This is a genomic window from Pseudomonas sp. WS 5027 (assembly GCF_012985695.1).
Lineage (GTDB): Bacteria > Pseudomonadota > Gammaproteobacteria > Pseudomonadales > Pseudomonadaceae > Aquipseudomonas > Aquipseudomonas hygromyciniae.
Genome location: NZ_JAAQWU010000006.1, coordinates 230,932 through 246,282, shown reverse-complemented (window position 1 = coordinate 246,282; position 15,351 = coordinate 230,932). Strand labels below are relative to the sequence as shown.

Annotated in this window: 14 protein-coding genes; 8 read left to right on the top strand and 6 right to left on the bottom strand. The window is 62.2% G+C overall.

The window, feature by feature from the left end; all coding sequences use genetic code 11:
• The first annotated feature begins 78 nt into the window (after positions 1 to 78).
• The 5 genes from HBO09_RS10430 (at position 79) to HBO09_RS10410 (ending at position 3,782) form a co-directional block, all read left to right on the top strand.
• A complete protein-coding gene (locus tag HBO09_RS10430; protein WP_169992369.1) occupies positions 79 to 765 on the top strand; it encodes an MOSC domain-containing protein in 687 nt (228 codons plus the stop codon).
• A gap of 90 nt (positions 766 to 855) precedes the next feature.
• Positions 856 to 2,115 (top strand): hypothetical protein, encoded by a 1,260-nt coding sequence (locus HBO09_RS10425; protein WP_169992371.1) that lies wholly within the window; start codon positions 856 to 858, stop codon positions 2,113 to 2,115.
• A 198-nt stretch (positions 2,116 to 2,313) separates the two neighbouring features.
• Positions 2,314 to 2,481, top strand: coding sequence for a DUF2986 domain-containing protein (locus HBO09_RS10420; protein WP_169992373.1), 168 nt, complete (start codon positions 2,314 to 2,316; stop codon positions 2,479 to 2,481).
• A 69-nt stretch (positions 2,482 to 2,550) separates the two neighbouring features.
• A complete protein-coding gene (locus tag HBO09_RS10415) occupies positions 2,551 to 3,177 on the top strand; it encodes a glutathione S-transferase (RefSeq protein WP_169992375.1) in 627 nt (208 codons plus the stop codon).
• 65 nt (positions 3,178 to 3,242) lie between these two features.
• Positions 3,243 to 3,782 (top strand): AAA family ATPase, encoded by a 540-nt coding sequence (locus tag HBO09_RS10410; protein WP_169992377.1) that lies wholly within the window; start codon positions 3,243 to 3,245, stop codon positions 3,780 to 3,782.
• A 207-nt stretch (positions 3,783 to 3,989) separates the two neighbouring features.
• On the opposite strand, the gene HBO09_RS10405 is transcribed toward HBO09_RS10410, so the two are convergent.
• Genes HBO09_RS10405 through HBO09_RS10385 form a run of 5 tightly spaced genes read right to left on the bottom strand, consistent with a single transcriptional unit; the run spans position 3,990 to position 10,694 of the window.
• Entirely contained in the window at positions 3,990 to 4,286 is a 297-nt protein-coding gene (locus HBO09_RS10405; RefSeq protein WP_169992379.1) for a DUF3144 domain-containing protein, read from the bottom strand.
• A 57-nt stretch (positions 4,287 to 4,343) separates the two neighbouring features.
• Positions 4,344 to 5,054 (bottom strand): tRNA (adenine(22)-N(1))-methyltransferase TrmK, encoded by a 711-nt coding sequence (locus tag HBO09_RS10400; RefSeq protein ID WP_262381213.1) that lies wholly within the window; start codon positions 5,052 to 5,054, stop codon positions 4,344 to 4,346.
• Positions 5,051 to 6,508 carry a TolC family protein gene (locus HBO09_RS10395; RefSeq protein WP_169992382.1) on the bottom strand — a complete coding sequence of 486 codons (1,458 nt, stop codon included), beginning with the start codon at positions 6,506 to 6,508 and terminating at the stop codon, positions 5,051 to 5,053. Before HBO09_RS10395 ends, HBO09_RS10400 begins: the two co-directional genes overlap by 4 nt.
• On the bottom strand, positions 6,505 to 9,606 hold the full coding sequence (locus tag HBO09_RS10390) for a MexW/MexI family multidrug efflux RND transporter permease subunit (protein WP_169992384.1): 3,102 nt from the start codon (positions 9,604 to 9,606) through the stop codon (positions 6,505 to 6,507). The genes HBO09_RS10395 and HBO09_RS10390 overlap by 4 nt, the downstream gene beginning before the upstream one ends.
• A complete protein-coding gene (locus HBO09_RS10385; RefSeq protein ID WP_169992386.1) occupies positions 9,603 to 10,694 on the bottom strand; it encodes an efflux RND transporter periplasmic adaptor subunit in 1,092 nt (363 codons plus the stop codon). The genes HBO09_RS10390 and HBO09_RS10385 overlap by 4 nt, the downstream gene beginning before the upstream one ends.
• 122 nt (positions 10,695 to 10,816) lie before the next feature.
• Between HBO09_RS10385 and soxR the strand changes: the two genes are divergently transcribed.
• Both soxR and HBO09_RS10375 read left to right on the top strand, forming a co-directional pair.
• The gene (gene soxR, locus HBO09_RS10380; protein ID WP_029294036.1) at positions 10,817 to 11,290 is read left to right on the top strand and encodes a redox-sensitive transcriptional activator SoxR; all 474 of its coding nucleotides are present in this window, start codon (positions 10,817 to 10,819) and stop codon (positions 11,288 to 11,290) included.
• A 248-nt stretch (positions 11,291 to 11,538) separates the two neighbouring features.
• Entirely contained in the window at positions 11,539 to 12,837 is a 1,299-nt protein-coding gene (locus HBO09_RS10375) for an MFS transporter (protein WP_169992388.1), read from the top strand.
• A 175-nt stretch (positions 12,838 to 13,012) separates the two neighbouring features.
• Here the strand turns inward: HBO09_RS10375 and HBO09_RS10370 are convergent, their stop codons facing one another.
• Positions 13,013 to 14,137 (bottom strand): integrase core domain-containing protein, encoded by a 1,125-nt coding sequence (locus HBO09_RS10370; protein ID WP_262381212.1) that lies wholly within the window; start codon positions 14,135 to 14,137, stop codon positions 13,013 to 13,015.
• A 285-nt stretch (positions 14,138 to 14,422) separates the two neighbouring features.
• Between HBO09_RS10370 and HBO09_RS10365 the strand changes: the two genes are divergently transcribed.
• The gene (locus tag HBO09_RS10365; protein ID WP_169992392.1) at positions 14,423 to 15,313 is read left to right on the top strand and encodes a bestrophin family ion channel; all 891 of its coding nucleotides are present in this window, start codon (positions 14,423 to 14,425) and stop codon (positions 15,311 to 15,313) included.
• Positions 15,314 to 15,351: the final 38 nt, after the last annotated feature.

The following is a 15,351-nucleotide window of genomic DNA, read 5'->3' as shown; positions in this document are numbered from 1 at the left end:
TTCCGGGCCGCTTTCAAGCAGCCGGCGCTCGCCACCCGCGTTGATCTGTCGTGAACATCAAACACCGGAGGTACCTGCATGACCCTGCCCACTATCCGCCTCGACACCTTGCTCACCGGTCGCGTGCAGCCATTCACCCGCCCAGGCACCCAGAGCGCCATCGATAAACAGCCGCAACAGGGCCAACTGAAGGTTTCCACCCTGGGCCTTCACGGCGACGAACAGGGCGACCTGCGCGTGCATGGCGGGGTGGAAAAAGCCATTCACCACTATCCGCTTGAGCACTACGCCCGTTGGGCCGACGAATTGGGCGCTCATCCCTTGCTGACGCAGCCAGGAGCCTTTGGCGAGAACTTCAGTACCACCGGCTGGAGCGAGCATGACGTCTGCCTGGGCGATCGAATTCGGGTCGGGACGGCATTGCTCGAGGTGTCCCAGGGGCGCATGCCGTGCTGGAAGCTCAGCGACCGCTTCGCCGTCGCCAACCTGGCCCTGCGCGTGCAGCAGTCGGGCCGCACCGGCTGGTACTACCGGGTGCTGGAGGAAGGCGTGGTGAGCGCGGGCGATAGCCTGCAACGGGTCGAACGGCCCTTTGCCGACTGGTCACTGGCACGCTTGTCCGCCGTACTGTTCGACAAGCAAGTAGAGACCGAATTGTTGCGCGAATGCCTGGCGCTGCCGCTGGTGCCGTCATGGCGGCGCACCCTGGAACGGCGCCTGGAAAAAGGCATGGCCGAGGACTGGGGCCCGCGCCTGCAAGGTTGAAACGCAGTGCAAACTCCGGGCTGCGTTGCCCCAGGCCAATAAATGTCTGGATAATGCCCCGCTCCCACGCCGATAAGGACATCCCTGCCAATGAAGTTGCCCACGCCTACGCTGCTGCTCGCCTCTGCCCTGCTGCTGCCGTCCCTGGCCCATGCCAACGACGCCGCCTTGACCGACACGCTCAAGGCGTTCACCCACTGTGACGCCCGTTTCTTCGATAGCCTGCACGCCCACGGCGACACCTGGCAGGCTTATGCGCCGCTGGTGCGGGCGAAGAACGCCACATGGATTGCCGTTAAAAATCGCGCCAGTGGCGAGGAAAACTCAGTCCTCGTCAGCGCACCGCCGATTGCCGGCTTGAAGCTGTTGTCGTACTTCGACGAGAGCACCGACCTCGGCAAATTGGGGCTCTACTATTACTGGGGCTTTGTGGTTGAAGGCGGTGTCGAGGAGGTGGCCAAGCACATCGCGCCGCTGCTGGAACAACCTGGGGCGTTGCAAAAAAACAGCCCAGTGTATGTTCGCAGCGAGCTCAAGGTCGGCGACCAGTGGCAGGCCATGGCGCCCCAGCCCGGCTCAGCGCCTGCCACGCGGCGGGTAGAGCGGGTGCTGCTGGTCGAGCCGGAAGGCAAGCAAGGCACGCAATCGCGGGTCAGTTGTTCGCTGCAGGGTGGCGTGGACGGAGCATTGCTCGCCCGTTTGCGTCCGGACATCGCGCCGGCTGACTATCCTCGAACGCTGGCAGAGACGCATATCGCCGAGGTCCCAGTGCCCGCCAGTGTGCTTGAGCAGCTTGATTCGCCCCTGCTGCAACCGAAGTTCAAGACACTGACCTACACGTCCCAGTCCACCAAGGATGATGGCAGCAAGGATCGCCCGGTTTCCGAGACGTTCACCGCCGAGGGTGGCTTGCTGAAGAAGAAAGAGATCTACAGTGAGCGCTTCACCGTCGATCGCCTCACCCAGGCCGACCTGATCCAGTTGAAGTCGAAGATGAATGGCATAGGCGATGGGCGCGTACTGCTGACCCACGAAATCGCGCTGGATATTCCAACAACCTGGACCCCAGGCCAAACCCTGAGCGCGCGCATGACCATGGCCGATGTACCGGCCAAGCCCACCGACAAATCCCGGATAACGCCCTTGAACTGTGTCGTGGGCCAACGCTTTCCCGCGCGGCAAGTGTTTGCCAGCTTGACGGGCGACGCGATCAAACTGGAGTGCGACCAGGGCGACTATAAAACCACGCGCGCGTTTATCGAGGACTTGGGGCTTGCCATGACCTTGGAGTCAACGTCGGACAAAACCCATTACGTGTATGAGTACACCGCGCTGGATGTCGTGCGTTAACCCAGAGGCTGCGCAGCAGCCCCAAAATCAGCTACCTCGGATTATCTGGTAAAACTCGGAGTGTTTATTGGGGCTGCTGCGCAGCCCAGCGCGGGGCAAGCCCGCTCGCCACAGGGGTTGTTCGCGCTTGATAAATGGCAGCGCAAGCCCGCTCGCCATACTGATATCATCCAGGCATTAACGCGCTGAGTAGAAAGCATGAACCGTCGTAAGAAACTCAATCAGATTTTGAAAGCCAACGCCAAAAAGGCCAATGCCAAATTGGCCCCCAAGAGCAAAGACAAGTACATCAGCAAGGCCGACCGTTTGAAACTGGAAGCCGAGCCCGCGCAGGACGCGCCGATTTCTTCTGACACGCCAAGCTGATTCAGGGCACTCTACGCCAGCGCAGCAGTCTGTTCCCAGACACCCCACTCTCGCCCGGCGGAGCTTCCCATGATGATTGTTCACCACCTCAACAACTCACGTTCGCAGCGCATTCTCTGGCTGCTCGAAGAACTCGGCCTGCCCTACGCGCTCAAGTGCTACCAGCGCGACCCGAAAACCAACCTTGCACCACCCGAGCTCAAGGCGATCAATGCGCTGGGCAAATCGCCGGTGCTTGAAGATGGCTCACGTGTGGTGATCGAGTCCGGCGCCATTGTCGACTACCTGATCCGCCGCCATGGCCAGGGCCGCCTGCAACCTGACCCCAGCACAGACGCCTACGACACCTACGTACAATGGCTGCACTTCGCCGAAGGCTCGGCAATGCTGCCGCTGATGCTCAACCTGTATGTCGGCCGCCTGGGTGAAGCCGGCGCGCCATTGCATCCGCGGATCGAGTCGGAACTGGCCAACTACCTGGGCTACCTGAACCACGCCCTGGCGCAGTCGCCCTACCTGCTGGGTGAGGAACTGAGCGGCGCCGATATCCAGATGAGCTTTATTGGCGAAATCGCCAAGGCCCAGGGCAAGTTGCAGGCGTACCCGAACCTCGCCGCGTGGGTCCAGCGGTTCCAGGCCCGGCCTGCCTATCGCAAGGCGCTGGAACAGGGTGGGGAATATGCGTTTGCCAAGTAAGCAGACGGGCGTTTGACTGCTCCTCGAAAGCCGGCATAATTGCCGGCTTTTTTCGGGATGTCCCCATGCAACGGATTGTAATTCTGGGCAACGCCGGCAGCGGCAAATCCACCCTCGCCCGCGCCATTGGTCAGCGTCTCAGCCTGCCCGTAGTGCACCTGGACACCCTGTTCTGGGAACCCAACTGGGTCGAGACCGACGCCGAGCAATTCCGCACACGGGTACGCGAAGCCGTAGCGTCGGACACCTGGGTGTGTGAAGGCAACTACGCCCGTCGCACCTTCGACCTGCGCCTGCCCCGTGCAGACCTGATCATCTGGCTGGATACGCCGCGACTCACCTGTTTCACTCGGGTACTGATACGCAGCGCCATGAAACGCCCACGCGCGGATCGGCCCGTGGGGTGTACCGATAAGCTCGACCGGGAGTTTCTGACCTTTTTGAGTTTTGTGTGGAATTTTGATCGCGGCTATCGGCCGGGCATCGAGGCGGTGCGTTTGGCTGTGGGGCCGGATATTCCGACGGTACATTTGCGCGGTAACCGGCAAGTGGCGGACTTTCTCGACAGGTTATCGATATCGCATGTAGGAGCTGTCGAGCTTTAGCGAGGCTGCGATAGCGGTGGGGTAGGCAATATCAATGCCGGCCTGCTCTTTGTATTGTTCGCGGCCCCCCCTAGCATTCAGTAAACACTAGCCCCTGTAGGAGCCGGCTTGCCGGCGAAAAGCCCGAGAGCAACGCGGGGCACCAGGCACCCTGCGGTATCGTGGACGATTTTTGCCTACAAGCCGGCTCCTACAATGAGATTGCGGTCAGCCGCCGGGGGCCGTCATGTACTGGCTGAAGTTGTTGATGTGATCATCCAGATTGTCTTCCAGCATCATCCGGTACTGCTCACAGAAGTACTTCAGCAGCGCTTCGCGCGACTCGGCCATTTCGGCGCCGGTCTTGAAGTTGCGCGCACTCGCCCAGGCATTGAAACGTGTCGTGCCGAACATCATCGAGGCGCTGACTTGGCCAAGGTTCTCGGGGGTTTTGAGTTGCTCGTTCGACAGCTCGATGTGCGCGTCGGCGCGGTCGTAGAAGGCTTGGTCTGTAGCGTCTGGCATGGTGGAACACCTGGGTTGGATAAGGGAGTCATTGAAGCATTCGCGGCAGGCAAGGCCCTAGATCACGTTCGTTGCCTCCAGCAACTGGGTAATCCAGCGCACCTCCTGCGCCAGTTCCTGCACTTTCTGTTCGGGTAGCGCCTGTCGCGCTTCGGCGAGTTGGCCCAGGGTCCGTTGTTTGTAGCGCAGCAGGCGCTGCCACTTGGCCAGGAACGCCTCGCTGCGGGCCTGCATCTGCAACGGGCCGAAGTACAGTTGCTCGGCGCTGTAGCTCACCGGCCCGCTGCGCTCGGCGACGATGATTTCATAGTCGAAGCGATTTTCTCGCAGCAGCTCCTCGCCGAGGATGCGGTAGCCGTTGTCCATCAGCCACAGGCGCAGCGGTTGTTCGCCGCCGTTGGGTTGCAGGATCAGACGCTCCTGGCCGCTGAGGTACAGCTTGCCGCGCTCGAGGATGTCGCGGATGGTCTCGCCGCCCATGCCGCAGATACTGACGGTATCGATCCGGTCTGCCGGCTCGATGGCCGCCAGGCCATCAGCCAGGCGCACCTGGATCTGCAACTGCTGGCCGTTGTCGCACACCGTGCGGTAGGCGGCGCGGAACGGGGTCAACGCCACTTCGCCGGCGACTGCCGCGACAATCGCGCCACGGTTGATCAACGCCACCGGCAGGTAGGCGTGATCCGAGCCGATATCGGCCAGACGCGCGCCGGCCGGTACTTGCGCTGCCACGCATTCCAGGCGCATGGACAATGTGTTTGGGTTCAACTGCTGTTCCTTTTCAAGGCACCGTTGGCCTCATTGAGGGCCGCAGGGTAAAGCCTCGGCGCCCGCCAGGCCAGCGCCTTGTACAGGTCCACCGCATTGCCATAGGACGCAGCCTGCGCCTGGGCAATCTCCTGGCGCAGGCTCAGCAGATCGCGCTGGCTCTGCTGCACCGACAAGTAACTGCCGGAACCTGCGCTGTAACGCCGCTGCGCGATATCCAGCGCCGCCTCGGCATGCCGTGCCGATTGCACCAGGTTGAGCAGATGCCGCTGATGCTCGGCCAGTTGGGTGATGGCGCCCTCCACTTCTTCCACGGCCACTAGCAGCACCTGCTCAAAATGCGCGGTCTCTCGTTGCGATAGGGCCTGGGCGCCGCGCAGGCGTGCGCGCACGGTGCCCAGGTTGAGTGCCGGCCAGGTCAAGCCCGGGGTCAATTCGAATGCCCGGGACGCGCTGCCCAGATCCCCATCACGCAAGGCGAAGAAGCCGATAAACCCACCCAGGTTCAAGCGCGGATACAAGTCGGCGGTGGCCGCGCCCACGTCCTCGACGCGGGCCGCCAGCAGCCGCTCGGCCTGCAGCACATCCGGTCGATTGCGGATCAACTGGTCGACATCCCCCAACGGCAATTGCCGCGCCAGTGGACCCGGCGCCAAGGTGTCGAGGTCGACGCTGAAACTGCCCGGACGTTGCCCCGACAACACTTGCAGCCGGTAAAGGCTGCGTTGCAACTGCCCCTGCAACGGCGCAATCGCCGCCTGGGCGCGCAGCGCATTGCCCCGGGCGCTCTCCAACTCTTCAGGCAAGCCACTACCGGCCTGGTTTTGCGCCTCGGTCAGGCCCACGGTCACTTGCCAACTGCGCACCGCATCTTGTGCCAGTTGCAGTTGCTGGTGCTGGCCCTGCGCCGCGTAATAGGCATGGGCCACTTGTGCGGCGATGCTCAGTTGCACCTGTTCAAGGTCGGCCTGCGAAGCTTCGGCCCGCGCTTGCGCAGCACGGTTCAAATGGTCGAGACGGCCAAACAGGTCCAGCTCCCATTGCAGGTCCAGGCCGGCACGCCAGGACTCGGACAAGCTGCGGCTTGGCCGCGACCCCGTCACCGCCTGCTGCTCCAGGCTGCGCTGGTACGCCGCCGTACTGCTGACAATCGGCAGGCGCTGCAACGCTTGCTCATCGACAGACGCCCGCGCCAGCAGCAAGCTCGAACGCGCCTGGCGCACATCGTGGTTGTGGGCCACAGCGGCGTCGATCAAGCGCGCCAGTTGGACGTCGTCAAAGAAGGTCCACCAGGCGTCCACCGGCTGCGCCGCTCGCTGGGCGAAGTCCTCGACCTGCGGGCTGGCCAGGTGAATCGGCGCGATCTCAGGCGCGTGGTATTGCGGCCCCACCGAGCAAGCGCCGAGGCTGGCCAGCGCACCCAGTAACAGCGGGTAATGGATAAATGTGTTCATGGCTGCACCTCGACATGCCCCGGCGCCAGGTAGTGCTCGGCGTCGGCCAGTTGCTGCTGACGCAGGCCCTGCACCCGATGATCGCGTGCCAGCCAAGCGTAGATAGTGGGAAGGACAAACAGCGTAAACAGCGTGCCGACCAGCATCCCGCAGACGATCACCACGCCCAGGCCAAAGCGACTATTGGCCCCGGCACCGTCGGCGAACAGCAGCGGCAATACGCCGAAGGTCATCGCCGCCGTGGTCATCAGCACCGGCCGCAAACGGATCTGCGCGGCGCGGATGATTGCGTCGGCGCGGTCGAGGTGCTCGCGCACCTGGATCTCATTGGCGAACTCCACCATCAGGATCCCGTGTTTGCTGATCAGGCCAATCAAGGTCACGAGCCCGATCTGCGTGTAGATATTCAACGTGGCCCAGCCCAGCGCCAGGGGGATCAGCGCGCCGCAAATGGACAACGGCACGGTGACCAGAATGATCAACGGATCGACCAGGCTTTCGTACTGCGCCGCGAGCACCAGATAGATCACCACCAGGGCGGCGAGAAACGCCAACACCAGCGCACTGCCCTCCTGCACGTATTGGCGTGACTCGGACTGCCAGTCATGGCTGAACCCCGGCGGCAGTTCAGCGGCCAGTTGCTCCAGCAGCGCCACCGCCTGCCCCTGGGAAACGCCGGGCGCCGGGATGGCCTGCAGGGTACTGGCGTTCTGCTGATCGAACTGCAACAGGCGGTTCGGCGCCACCGTGATATCCAGATGCACCAGCGTCGACAGCGGGATCAACTGGCCGCCTTCGGTACGCACATACTGGCGGGCCAGGGCCTGGGGAGTCAGGCGCTGTTCTTCGGTGCTTTGCGTAATCACGTCATAAGAGCGCCCATATAAGGCGAAGCGGTTGATGTACTGCTCGCCCACCAGCATCGCCAGCGAGTCGCCGATATCGCGCATGCCAATGCCCAGGCTCGCCGCCTTGGCCCGATCGACGCGGACCTTGACCACCGGATTGTTGTAGTCCAGGTCGCTGTCGACTACGGCAAACAGGCCGCTGTCACGGGCGCGCTGCTTGAGGGTTTCCATGGTCTGGTACAGCACCGGGTAATCCTGGGCGCTGCGCAGCACCATCTGCACCGGCAGGCCACCGCTGGAACCGGGTAGCGAGGCGACCTGGAAGGCAAAGATGCTGCTGCCTTCGACCTCGCCCACGGCCTGCTGCAACTGGGCCTGGACCTGCTCGGCCGAACGCTCGCGGGCCTGCCAGGCGCTGAGGTTGATCCCGCCGAAACTGGCCGCCGGCCCGTCGGTGCCATTGATGATCCAGGTGTCGGTGGTTTCCGGCAGGCTCTCCATGATGCGGTTGAGCTTGCTCGCAAAGCGTTCCGCGTAGTCGAGGCTGGCGTATTGCGGGGCCTTGATGGCGGTCAAGATCGCCGCCTGGTCCTCGGGAGGCGCCAGTTCGCGTTGCGGCATCGTGTACAACCACGGCAGGCTCAGGCACACCAGTAAGGCCACGCCGCCGCTGATCCAGCGCCGCGCCAGGGAGTAACCCAGCACACGGCCATAGGTCGCGGCCAGCCCGCCAAATACTCGTTCGGCCAACTTGGCCATGCGCCCCTCTTGTTGCCCTGGCTTGAGCAGCAGCGAGCTCATCACCGGCGACAAGGTCAAGGCGACCACGCCCGAGACAATCACCGCTCCCGCCAGGGTCAGGGCGAATTCGCGGAACAACGTGCCGGTCAGCCCGCCGATCAGGCCGATGGGCGCATACACCGCCGCCAGCGTCAGGGTCATGGCAATCACCGGCCCGGCGATTTCGCGGGCGCCAACCAACGCCGCGGCCACCGGGGTCAGGCCTTCTTCGATATGCCGGTGGACGTTTTCCACCACCACAATGGCGTCGTCCACCACTAGGCCGATGGCCAACACCATCGCCAGCAGGGTCAGCAGGTTGAGGCTGAAGCCGAAGAACAGCATCAAGGCCGCCGCCCCGAGCATCGACAACGGAATCGCCAGCACCGGAATCGCCACGCTGCGCAGCGAACCCAGGCACAGCCAGATCACCAGCACCACGATCAGCATGGCTTCCAGCAGGGTGTGCAGCACCTCCTCGATGGACGCCTCGATAAACCGTGCGGTCTCATAGGCCAGGGCGACGTTGACCCCCGGTGGCAGGGTTTGCTGGATTTGCGGCAGCAGTTGGCGAATCCCATCGACGATCACCAGGGGGTTGCCCGAAGGCGTGGGAAACAGCCCCAGGTGCACGGCCGGGCGGCCATTCATGGTGGCGCTGGTCTGGGTCGCCGCTGCGCCCAGCTCCACGGTGCCCACATCGCGCAGGCGCACCAGGGCTGTGCCGTCATTGCGGATCACTAGGTCGCGGAAGGCCTCGACGCTGGTCAGGTCGGTGTCGATATGGATATCGGCCAGCACGAACTGGCCACGGATCTGCCCCGGCGTGGCCTGGTAGTTATTGCGGCGCACCGCTTGTGCCACATCGGCGGCGGTCACCCCGCGCCCGGCCATGCGATCACTGTCCAGCCACAGGCGCATCGCCAGGTTCTGGCCGCCGAAGGTTTGCACCTTGGCGACCCCGTCGATCCCGGACAATTGCGGTTCGACCACCCGCGACAGGTAGTCGCTGAGCTCGGGAATCGACAGCGTGTCACTCGCAAACCCTACGTACGCCACGGCAGTGGAGTCGCCGGCCGACAATTCGACCACCGGGTCGTAGGCATCGTCGGGCAAGCGGTAACGCACTTGATTGACCTTGGCCATGGTCTCGGCCAATGCCTGGGTCGAGTCGCGGTTGAGGGTCATGCGCAGGGTGATCACGCTACGGCCCTGGACCGACGACGACGCCAGGTAATCGATACCCTCCACCGACGACACCGCCTGGGTAAGCGGTTGGGTGACAAAACCTTGCATCAATTCAGCCGAGGCACCGGGGTATTGGGTGCTGACGGTGATGGTCGAGCTTTCCAGCAACGGGTACTGGCGCACCGGTAATTTGCCGAGGGCAAACAGGCCGGCGAGGACGATCAGGCTGCTGACGACCAGCGCCAGTACCGGGCGCCGCACAAAACTGTCGGTGAAGCTCATGAGGCGCGATTCCCTTCAACGTCCAACGTGTTTTGCTCGACCGCTTCGACGGGCATGCCGTCGCTGAGCTTGAGCTGCCCGGAGACCACCACTTGGTCGTCCAGCGCCAGGCCCGAGGTGATTTCCACCAGGCCCTGCCAACGCTCCCCGGTGGTCACCTGGACGCGGCGCACACTCAAGGCGCCGGCCGGATCGGCGCTGGCGATAAACACGGTCTGCCCGTAGGCGGTGTAGGTAATGGCGGTTTCCGGCACCACCAGCACCGTGGGTGACTGCACCGCCGACAGACGCACGCTGGCGTACATGCCGGCCTGCAACTGCCCGCCCGGATTGGCCAGGGTGGCTTGCACCCGCACCGAGCGCGACTGGCCGATCAGTGGGTCTATAGCGTTGATCTGCGCCGAAAAATGCTCGCGAGGCAAGGCATCCACCGTGAGTTGGGCGATCTGGCCGACGCGCAAACCGGGGGACGCCTGTTCACTCAAGGCGAAATTCACATGCAGGCGCTGGGTATCCACCAGGCTGGCGATGGTTTCGCCGGTCTGCAGGTACTGGCCTTGATGCACACGGCGAATACCCACCTGCCCGGCGAACGGCGCACGGATGGCTTTTTGCGCAATCCGCGCATCGACCTGTTGTAGCTCGCCCTTGGCCATGTCCAGGGCGGCGGTGGCGTTGTCCAGTTGCTCCTGGGTCGCGACATTCACGGCCGCAAGCTTTTGAATGCGCAGGAACAGCGTCTGGGCATTGCGCAATTGGGCGTGCAGGCGCAAACGGTCGGCCTGTTCGGGGGCGTCATTGAGTTGGACCAACAACTGCCCGGCCTTGACCGCTTGCCCGGATTCGAAGGCGATCCGCGTGACACGCCCAGCAGTTTCCGCCGCCACCTGTACCTGGTTGGCCGCCTCCAGCTCCCCGGCGGCAAAGGCCTGGCGGGGCGCCTCGCCCTGCCTCACCGCAGCCAACGCCACCTTGGCCACCGGCCACGTCGCCGCCTGGGTTGAGGGTTGATTGCCCAACAACGTGATAACCAGGGCCAGCACAGCTACCGCTGCCACGCCCCCGCCCACTAGCATCCTTGTGCCCATGCCCTGCTCCGCTCATTTGTGGTGTGTTCGCTACCGCCCCACCCCGCACGGGCGATGGAAAGCGGTTGCAGCAAAGATCGGGCAGGACTATAAAACCTCAACTTAACTTGAGGGCAACACCCATGGCAGCAGAAAAGAACCCCGATGGTGTGCGCTCCCTCACCATCGGCGAGGTTGCCAGGCGCAGCGGCGTACCGATCTCCACCCTGCACTTCTACGAATCCAAGGGCTTGATCGCCAGCACGCGCAACGCTGGCAACCAACGGCGCTTCCCGTCGCTGGTGCTGCGCAGCATTGCGATCATCAAGGTGGCGCAGCGCACCGGTATCCCCCTCGAAGAGATCAAGCGCGCCATGGGCCGCTATCCACCGAACAGCAAACTGACGGCCGCGCAATGGGGAGAAATGTCCTCAGCCTGGCGCGACAACCTCAACGAACGCATCCGCACCCTGGAAGCCCTGCGTGACAGCCTGGACAACTGCATTGGTTGCGGCTGCCTGTCACTCAACGACTGCCCCTTGCGCAACCCCGGCGACACCTTGGCCCAGGAAGGACCGGGGCCGAGGATCCTCGAACGCGCCAGCCAGCGGATCTGAAATGCAATCTTCCAATCCCTGAAGATCAAGGTGGGAGCTGTCTCGCCCTGCGAGGCTGCGATGGCGGCGGCATTGCTGGGATTGATGTTGGCTGACCTGTCGCTATCGCCGGCAAGCCAGCTCCCACATTTGATCTTCATTGCCTTGGCAGGTCGGTGCTGACTACGCCGATGACACTTTTGAAGTAAGCCGCCCCGGACGCTTTCCCGATAATCGAGGGCTTACTGACGAAATGCCGAGGCCCCGCCATGACGCGAGCATCCACCGAACAGGTCCCGCCGCAAACCCTGAGAAAAGTCATCGTCGCTGCCGGGATCGGCAATTTTGTCGAGTGGTTCGACTTCGCCGTATATGGCTTTCTCGCGACCACCATCGCCCAGCAGTTTTTCCCCAGTGGCGATGCCAGCGCGGCGTTGCTCAAGACCTTCGCGGTGTTTGCCGTGGCCTTTGCCTTTCGGCCTCTGGGCGGGATTTTTTTCGGCATGCTGGGCGATCGCATCGGCCGCAAGCGCACTCTGGCAATGACGATTTTGCTGATGGCCGCGGCCACGACCTTGATCGGCCTGCTGCCCACGTATGCTGCAATTGGCGTTACGGCGCCGATCCTGTTGTCACTGATCCGGTGTGCCCAAGGCTTTTCCGCAGGGGGTGAGTACGCTGGCGCCTGTGCCTACCTGATGGAGCACGCGCCCAGCGACAAACGGGCGTGGTACGGCAGCTTTATCCCGGTGTCGACCTTTGCCGCCTTCGCCTCGGCGGCGGTGGTGGCCTATGTGCTGGAAGCGTCGCTATCGGCCGAAGCCATGGGCAGTTGGGGCTGGCGCCTACCGTTCCTGATCGCCGCGCCGCTAGGTTTGGTGGGGCTATACCTGCGCTGGCGGCTGGATGAAACCCCGGCGTTCCAGGCGGTAAAGCAAGAGCACGCCGTGGCCCACTCGCCGCTCAAGGAAACCCTACGCAACCATGGCGCGGCAATCTGCTGCCTGGGCGCCTTTGTGTCGCTGACGGCGCTGTCGTTTTATATGTTCACCACCTACTTTGCGACGTACCTGCAAGTGGCCGGCGGCCTGAGCCGGGCAACGGCATTGCTGGTGTCGCTGATTGCGCTGATCTTCGCTGCGGCGATGTGCCCGGCGGCGGGCTGGTACTCCGACCGCGTCGGGCGACGCGTCACGGTGATGACCGCCTGCGGGCTGTTGATGGTGGTGGTGTATCCATCGTTTTTGATGGCCAGTTCCGGCTCGTTCGCCGCATCCATCGTTGGCGTGATGCTGCTGGCGGTGGGTGCGGTGTTGTGTGGCGTGGTCACGGCGGCCCTGCTCTCGGAAACCTTCCCGACCCGCACGCGCTACACCGCTTCGGCGATTACCTACAACATGGCCTACACCCTCTTCGGCGGCACTGCGCCACTGGTGGCCACCTGGTTGATCAGCACCACCGGCAGCAACCTGTCACCGGCGTTTTATCTGATTGCCGTGGCCTTGCTGGCCCTGGCCGGTGGCCTGGCCCTGCCGGAAACCTCGCGCATTTCCCTGCATGACGCCTGAGTCGGGCTGTAGAGAGCGGCGATAAAAAGAGCTTGTAGTGGCGAAGGGGCTTGTCCCCCGTTGGGCTGCGCAGCAGCCTGACACTCCTCGGTGGGGCTTATATTGGGGCTGCTGCGCAGCCCAACGGGGGTGTAGAACCGTAGACATCCTTTACATCTGAAACCGGGGACATCGTTTACACATTTGAAGCTTGGATACGGCTCTTGCATCGTCCAAGCCTCCCCAGGGGATAGTCACATAGGTACAGATCCCAAACATCCTCTTCAGCTTCTTTAAGCCCTATCCGTTCTCCAGATAAAGCCTCGCTGACAAATACCAGCTTGTTCTTCCACAAGATAGAACCGTCCTGCCTGACGCTTCGAACCTGCATTTCTGCCGGATACTCCACAGCGGGTAAGCATCCGGGGTAAGGTCGAGTGGATGGTACATACAACTCTCCAGGACGTTTCATACCGAGCGCTTCGTGAGGTCGTATGTAATTGAATTCATTTCTGAAATGCTCCAGCAACAGCTGTTGCTCAAGCAAATCGCGTCCTAATGGCAACTCGAATTTCAAGCTGCGGTGCATTCGCTCATGACGACCGTTCTGAGCGGGTCTTCCTGGCATGATTCGCTCGGGATAGATGCCCAGACGGATCCACCAAACCGCCAATGTAGACATTCTTGCCAGACCAGGAGAGGCGAAGGGGACACCGTTGTCAGAACGAATGACTTGCGGCATGCCGTATTCCTGAAAAAGCCTCTCAAATGCCTGTTTTACAGGCTGGGTCATGATCTTGGGGTGGGCTCTGCACGCCAGAATCAGGCGCGATGCATGATCTGTAACGGTCAAAGGGAAACACATCTGCCCGTTAAGCATCTTGAATTGCCCTTTGTAGTCAGCACACCACGTCTTGTTGGGCTCGTTGGCCTCTCGCATCGGGGCGTGGGAAACACTGTGCCGACGCTTGAAGCGCCGTTTGCTGACCAATCCAAGCCGATCAAGCCATTGACCCGCCGTGCTCGGGGCAGGCCAGGCGATGGTGGGATCCTCGATTCGCAATAGCTCGAGAAGCTTCTTCGGCCCCCACTTATCGTGCGCTTCCTTCATGGCCACCACGCGGGCCAAGATCTCATCGTCGGTTTTGTTTGGGCTGTTATGAGGTCGTCGGGAAAGCTCGGATAACGACTTTAAATCGCCGTCATGCCGGGCAATCCACTTATCGACGGTAGGCCGACTTACGTTGAATCGGTGTGCCAACTGGGTTTTCGTGTAGTTGCCAGAAAGCCAGTCAGCGACCAGTTTGATTCGTTGATTCATGGGGGACTCTTGGTTCCAGGGCATGATCAGATACCTCCTGACCATGCGTATTAACCTGTAAACCATGTCCCCGGTTAGAAATGTAAACGATGTCCCCGGTTTGTACCGGGACAAGCCCCCTCGCCACAGCTAGTCCCCTCCACATAGATAGTCCCCTCCCCGCCACAGCAACCCTGCTCACCACTACAAGTCTGCTCACCAAGGCAGGCCCCCAGCGAACCTTTCTTGCACAGACACCGTCCGAGCTAGGGCATTGATGCTTTTCGCCCGCTCGGAGGTTTGTGTTTGAAAGCTGCCATCGTCAAAAAGTACCGCTTGATTATCAAGACCATGGGTTATGTCGGCTGGGCACTGTTCTGGCTGTTGCTCTGGGACATTGCGGTCACCGTGGACTTCATGCTGTTCCTCAACGCCAAGATCAACCTGCCGCTGATGCCCCTGACGCTGCTGGGTTCGGCGCTGGTGGTGCTGATCAGTTTTCGTAATACCAGCGCCTATAACCGTTGGTGGGAAGCGCGCACGCTGTGGGGCGCGATGGTGAACAATTCGCGCAGCTTTGCACGCCAGGTGCTGACGTTGCTGGATGACCCCGACAACGAGGTCAACCCGATCAAATCGACCCTGCTGCGCCGCCATGTGGCGTATGTGAATTGCCTGGCGGCGCACCTGCGGGGCGAGCCGTGCCCCGAGGAAGTACGGGCGTTTATTCCCACGGACGAGTTCGCACGCAACGGTGCCACCAACAACTTTGCCAACGACATCCTTACCGGCTCCGCCGCCCTGCTGACCCGGGAGTACAAGGCCGGGCGCCTGGACAGCATTCGCCTGGCGCGGCTCGAATCCACCATGGTCGATCTGTCCAACAGCCAAGGCGGCATGGAACGCATCGCCAATACGCCACTGCCCTACCCCTATGTGTATTTTCCACGGCTGTTTATTTCGCTGTTCTGCCTGATTGTGCCGGTGGGACTGGTGGAGTCCCTGGGCTGGTTCACCCCGCTGGCATCGACGGTGGTGGGGTTTATGCTGCTGGCCATCGAACGGATCGGCACCGACCTGCAAAGCCCGTTTCGCTCCAGTGAACACCAGATCCAGACTGAAGCCATCTGCGAAACCATCGAAAAAAACCTGCAGTCGATGCAGCGTGATTCGTTAGGGGATGTGCATAACCGCTGACCCGCTGCCACGTGATTGCCATTAAAAAGCCTGCATTG

Coding starts and splice junctions, on each gene's coding strand:
- HBO09_RS10430 (WP_169992369.1), top strand. CDS start 79: ATGACCCTGCCCACTATCCGCCTCGACACCTTGCTCACCGGTCGCGTG.
- HBO09_RS10425 (WP_169992371.1), top strand. CDS start 856: ATGAAGTTGCCCACGCCTACGCTGCTGCTCGCCTCTGCCCTGCTGCTG.
- HBO09_RS10420 (WP_169992373.1), top strand. CDS start 2,314: ATGAACCGTCGTAAGAAACTCAATCAGATTTTGAAAGCCAACGCCAAA.
- HBO09_RS10415 (WP_169992375.1), top strand. CDS start 2,551: ATGATGATTGTTCACCACCTCAACAACTCACGTTCGCAGCGCATTCTC.
- HBO09_RS10410 (WP_169992377.1), top strand. CDS start 3,243: ATGCAACGGATTGTAATTCTGGGCAACGCCGGCAGCGGCAAATCCACC.
- HBO09_RS10405 (WP_169992379.1), bottom strand. CDS start 4,286: ATGCCAGACGCTACAGACCAAGCCTTCTACGACCGCGCCGACGCGCAC.
- HBO09_RS10395 (WP_169992382.1), bottom strand. CDS start 6,508: ATGAACACATTTATCCATTACCCGCTGTTACTGGGTGCGCTGGCCAGC.
- HBO09_RS10390 (WP_169992384.1), bottom strand. CDS start 9,606: ATGAGCTTCACCGACAGTTTTGTGCGGCGCCCGGTACTGGCGCTGGTC.
- HBO09_RS10385 (WP_169992386.1), bottom strand. CDS start 10,694: ATGGGCACAAGGATGCTAGTGGGCGGGGGCGTGGCAGCGGTAGCTGTG.
- soxR (WP_029294036.1), top strand. CDS start 10,817: ATGGCAGCAGAAAAGAACCCCGATGGTGTGCGCTCCCTCACCATCGGC.
- HBO09_RS10375 (WP_169992388.1), top strand. CDS start 11,539: ATGACGCGAGCATCCACCGAACAGGTCCCGCCGCAAACCCTGAGAAAA.
- HBO09_RS10370 (WP_262381212.1), bottom strand. CDS start 14,137: ATGAATCAACGAATCAAACTGGTCGCTGACTGGCTTTCTGGCAACTAC.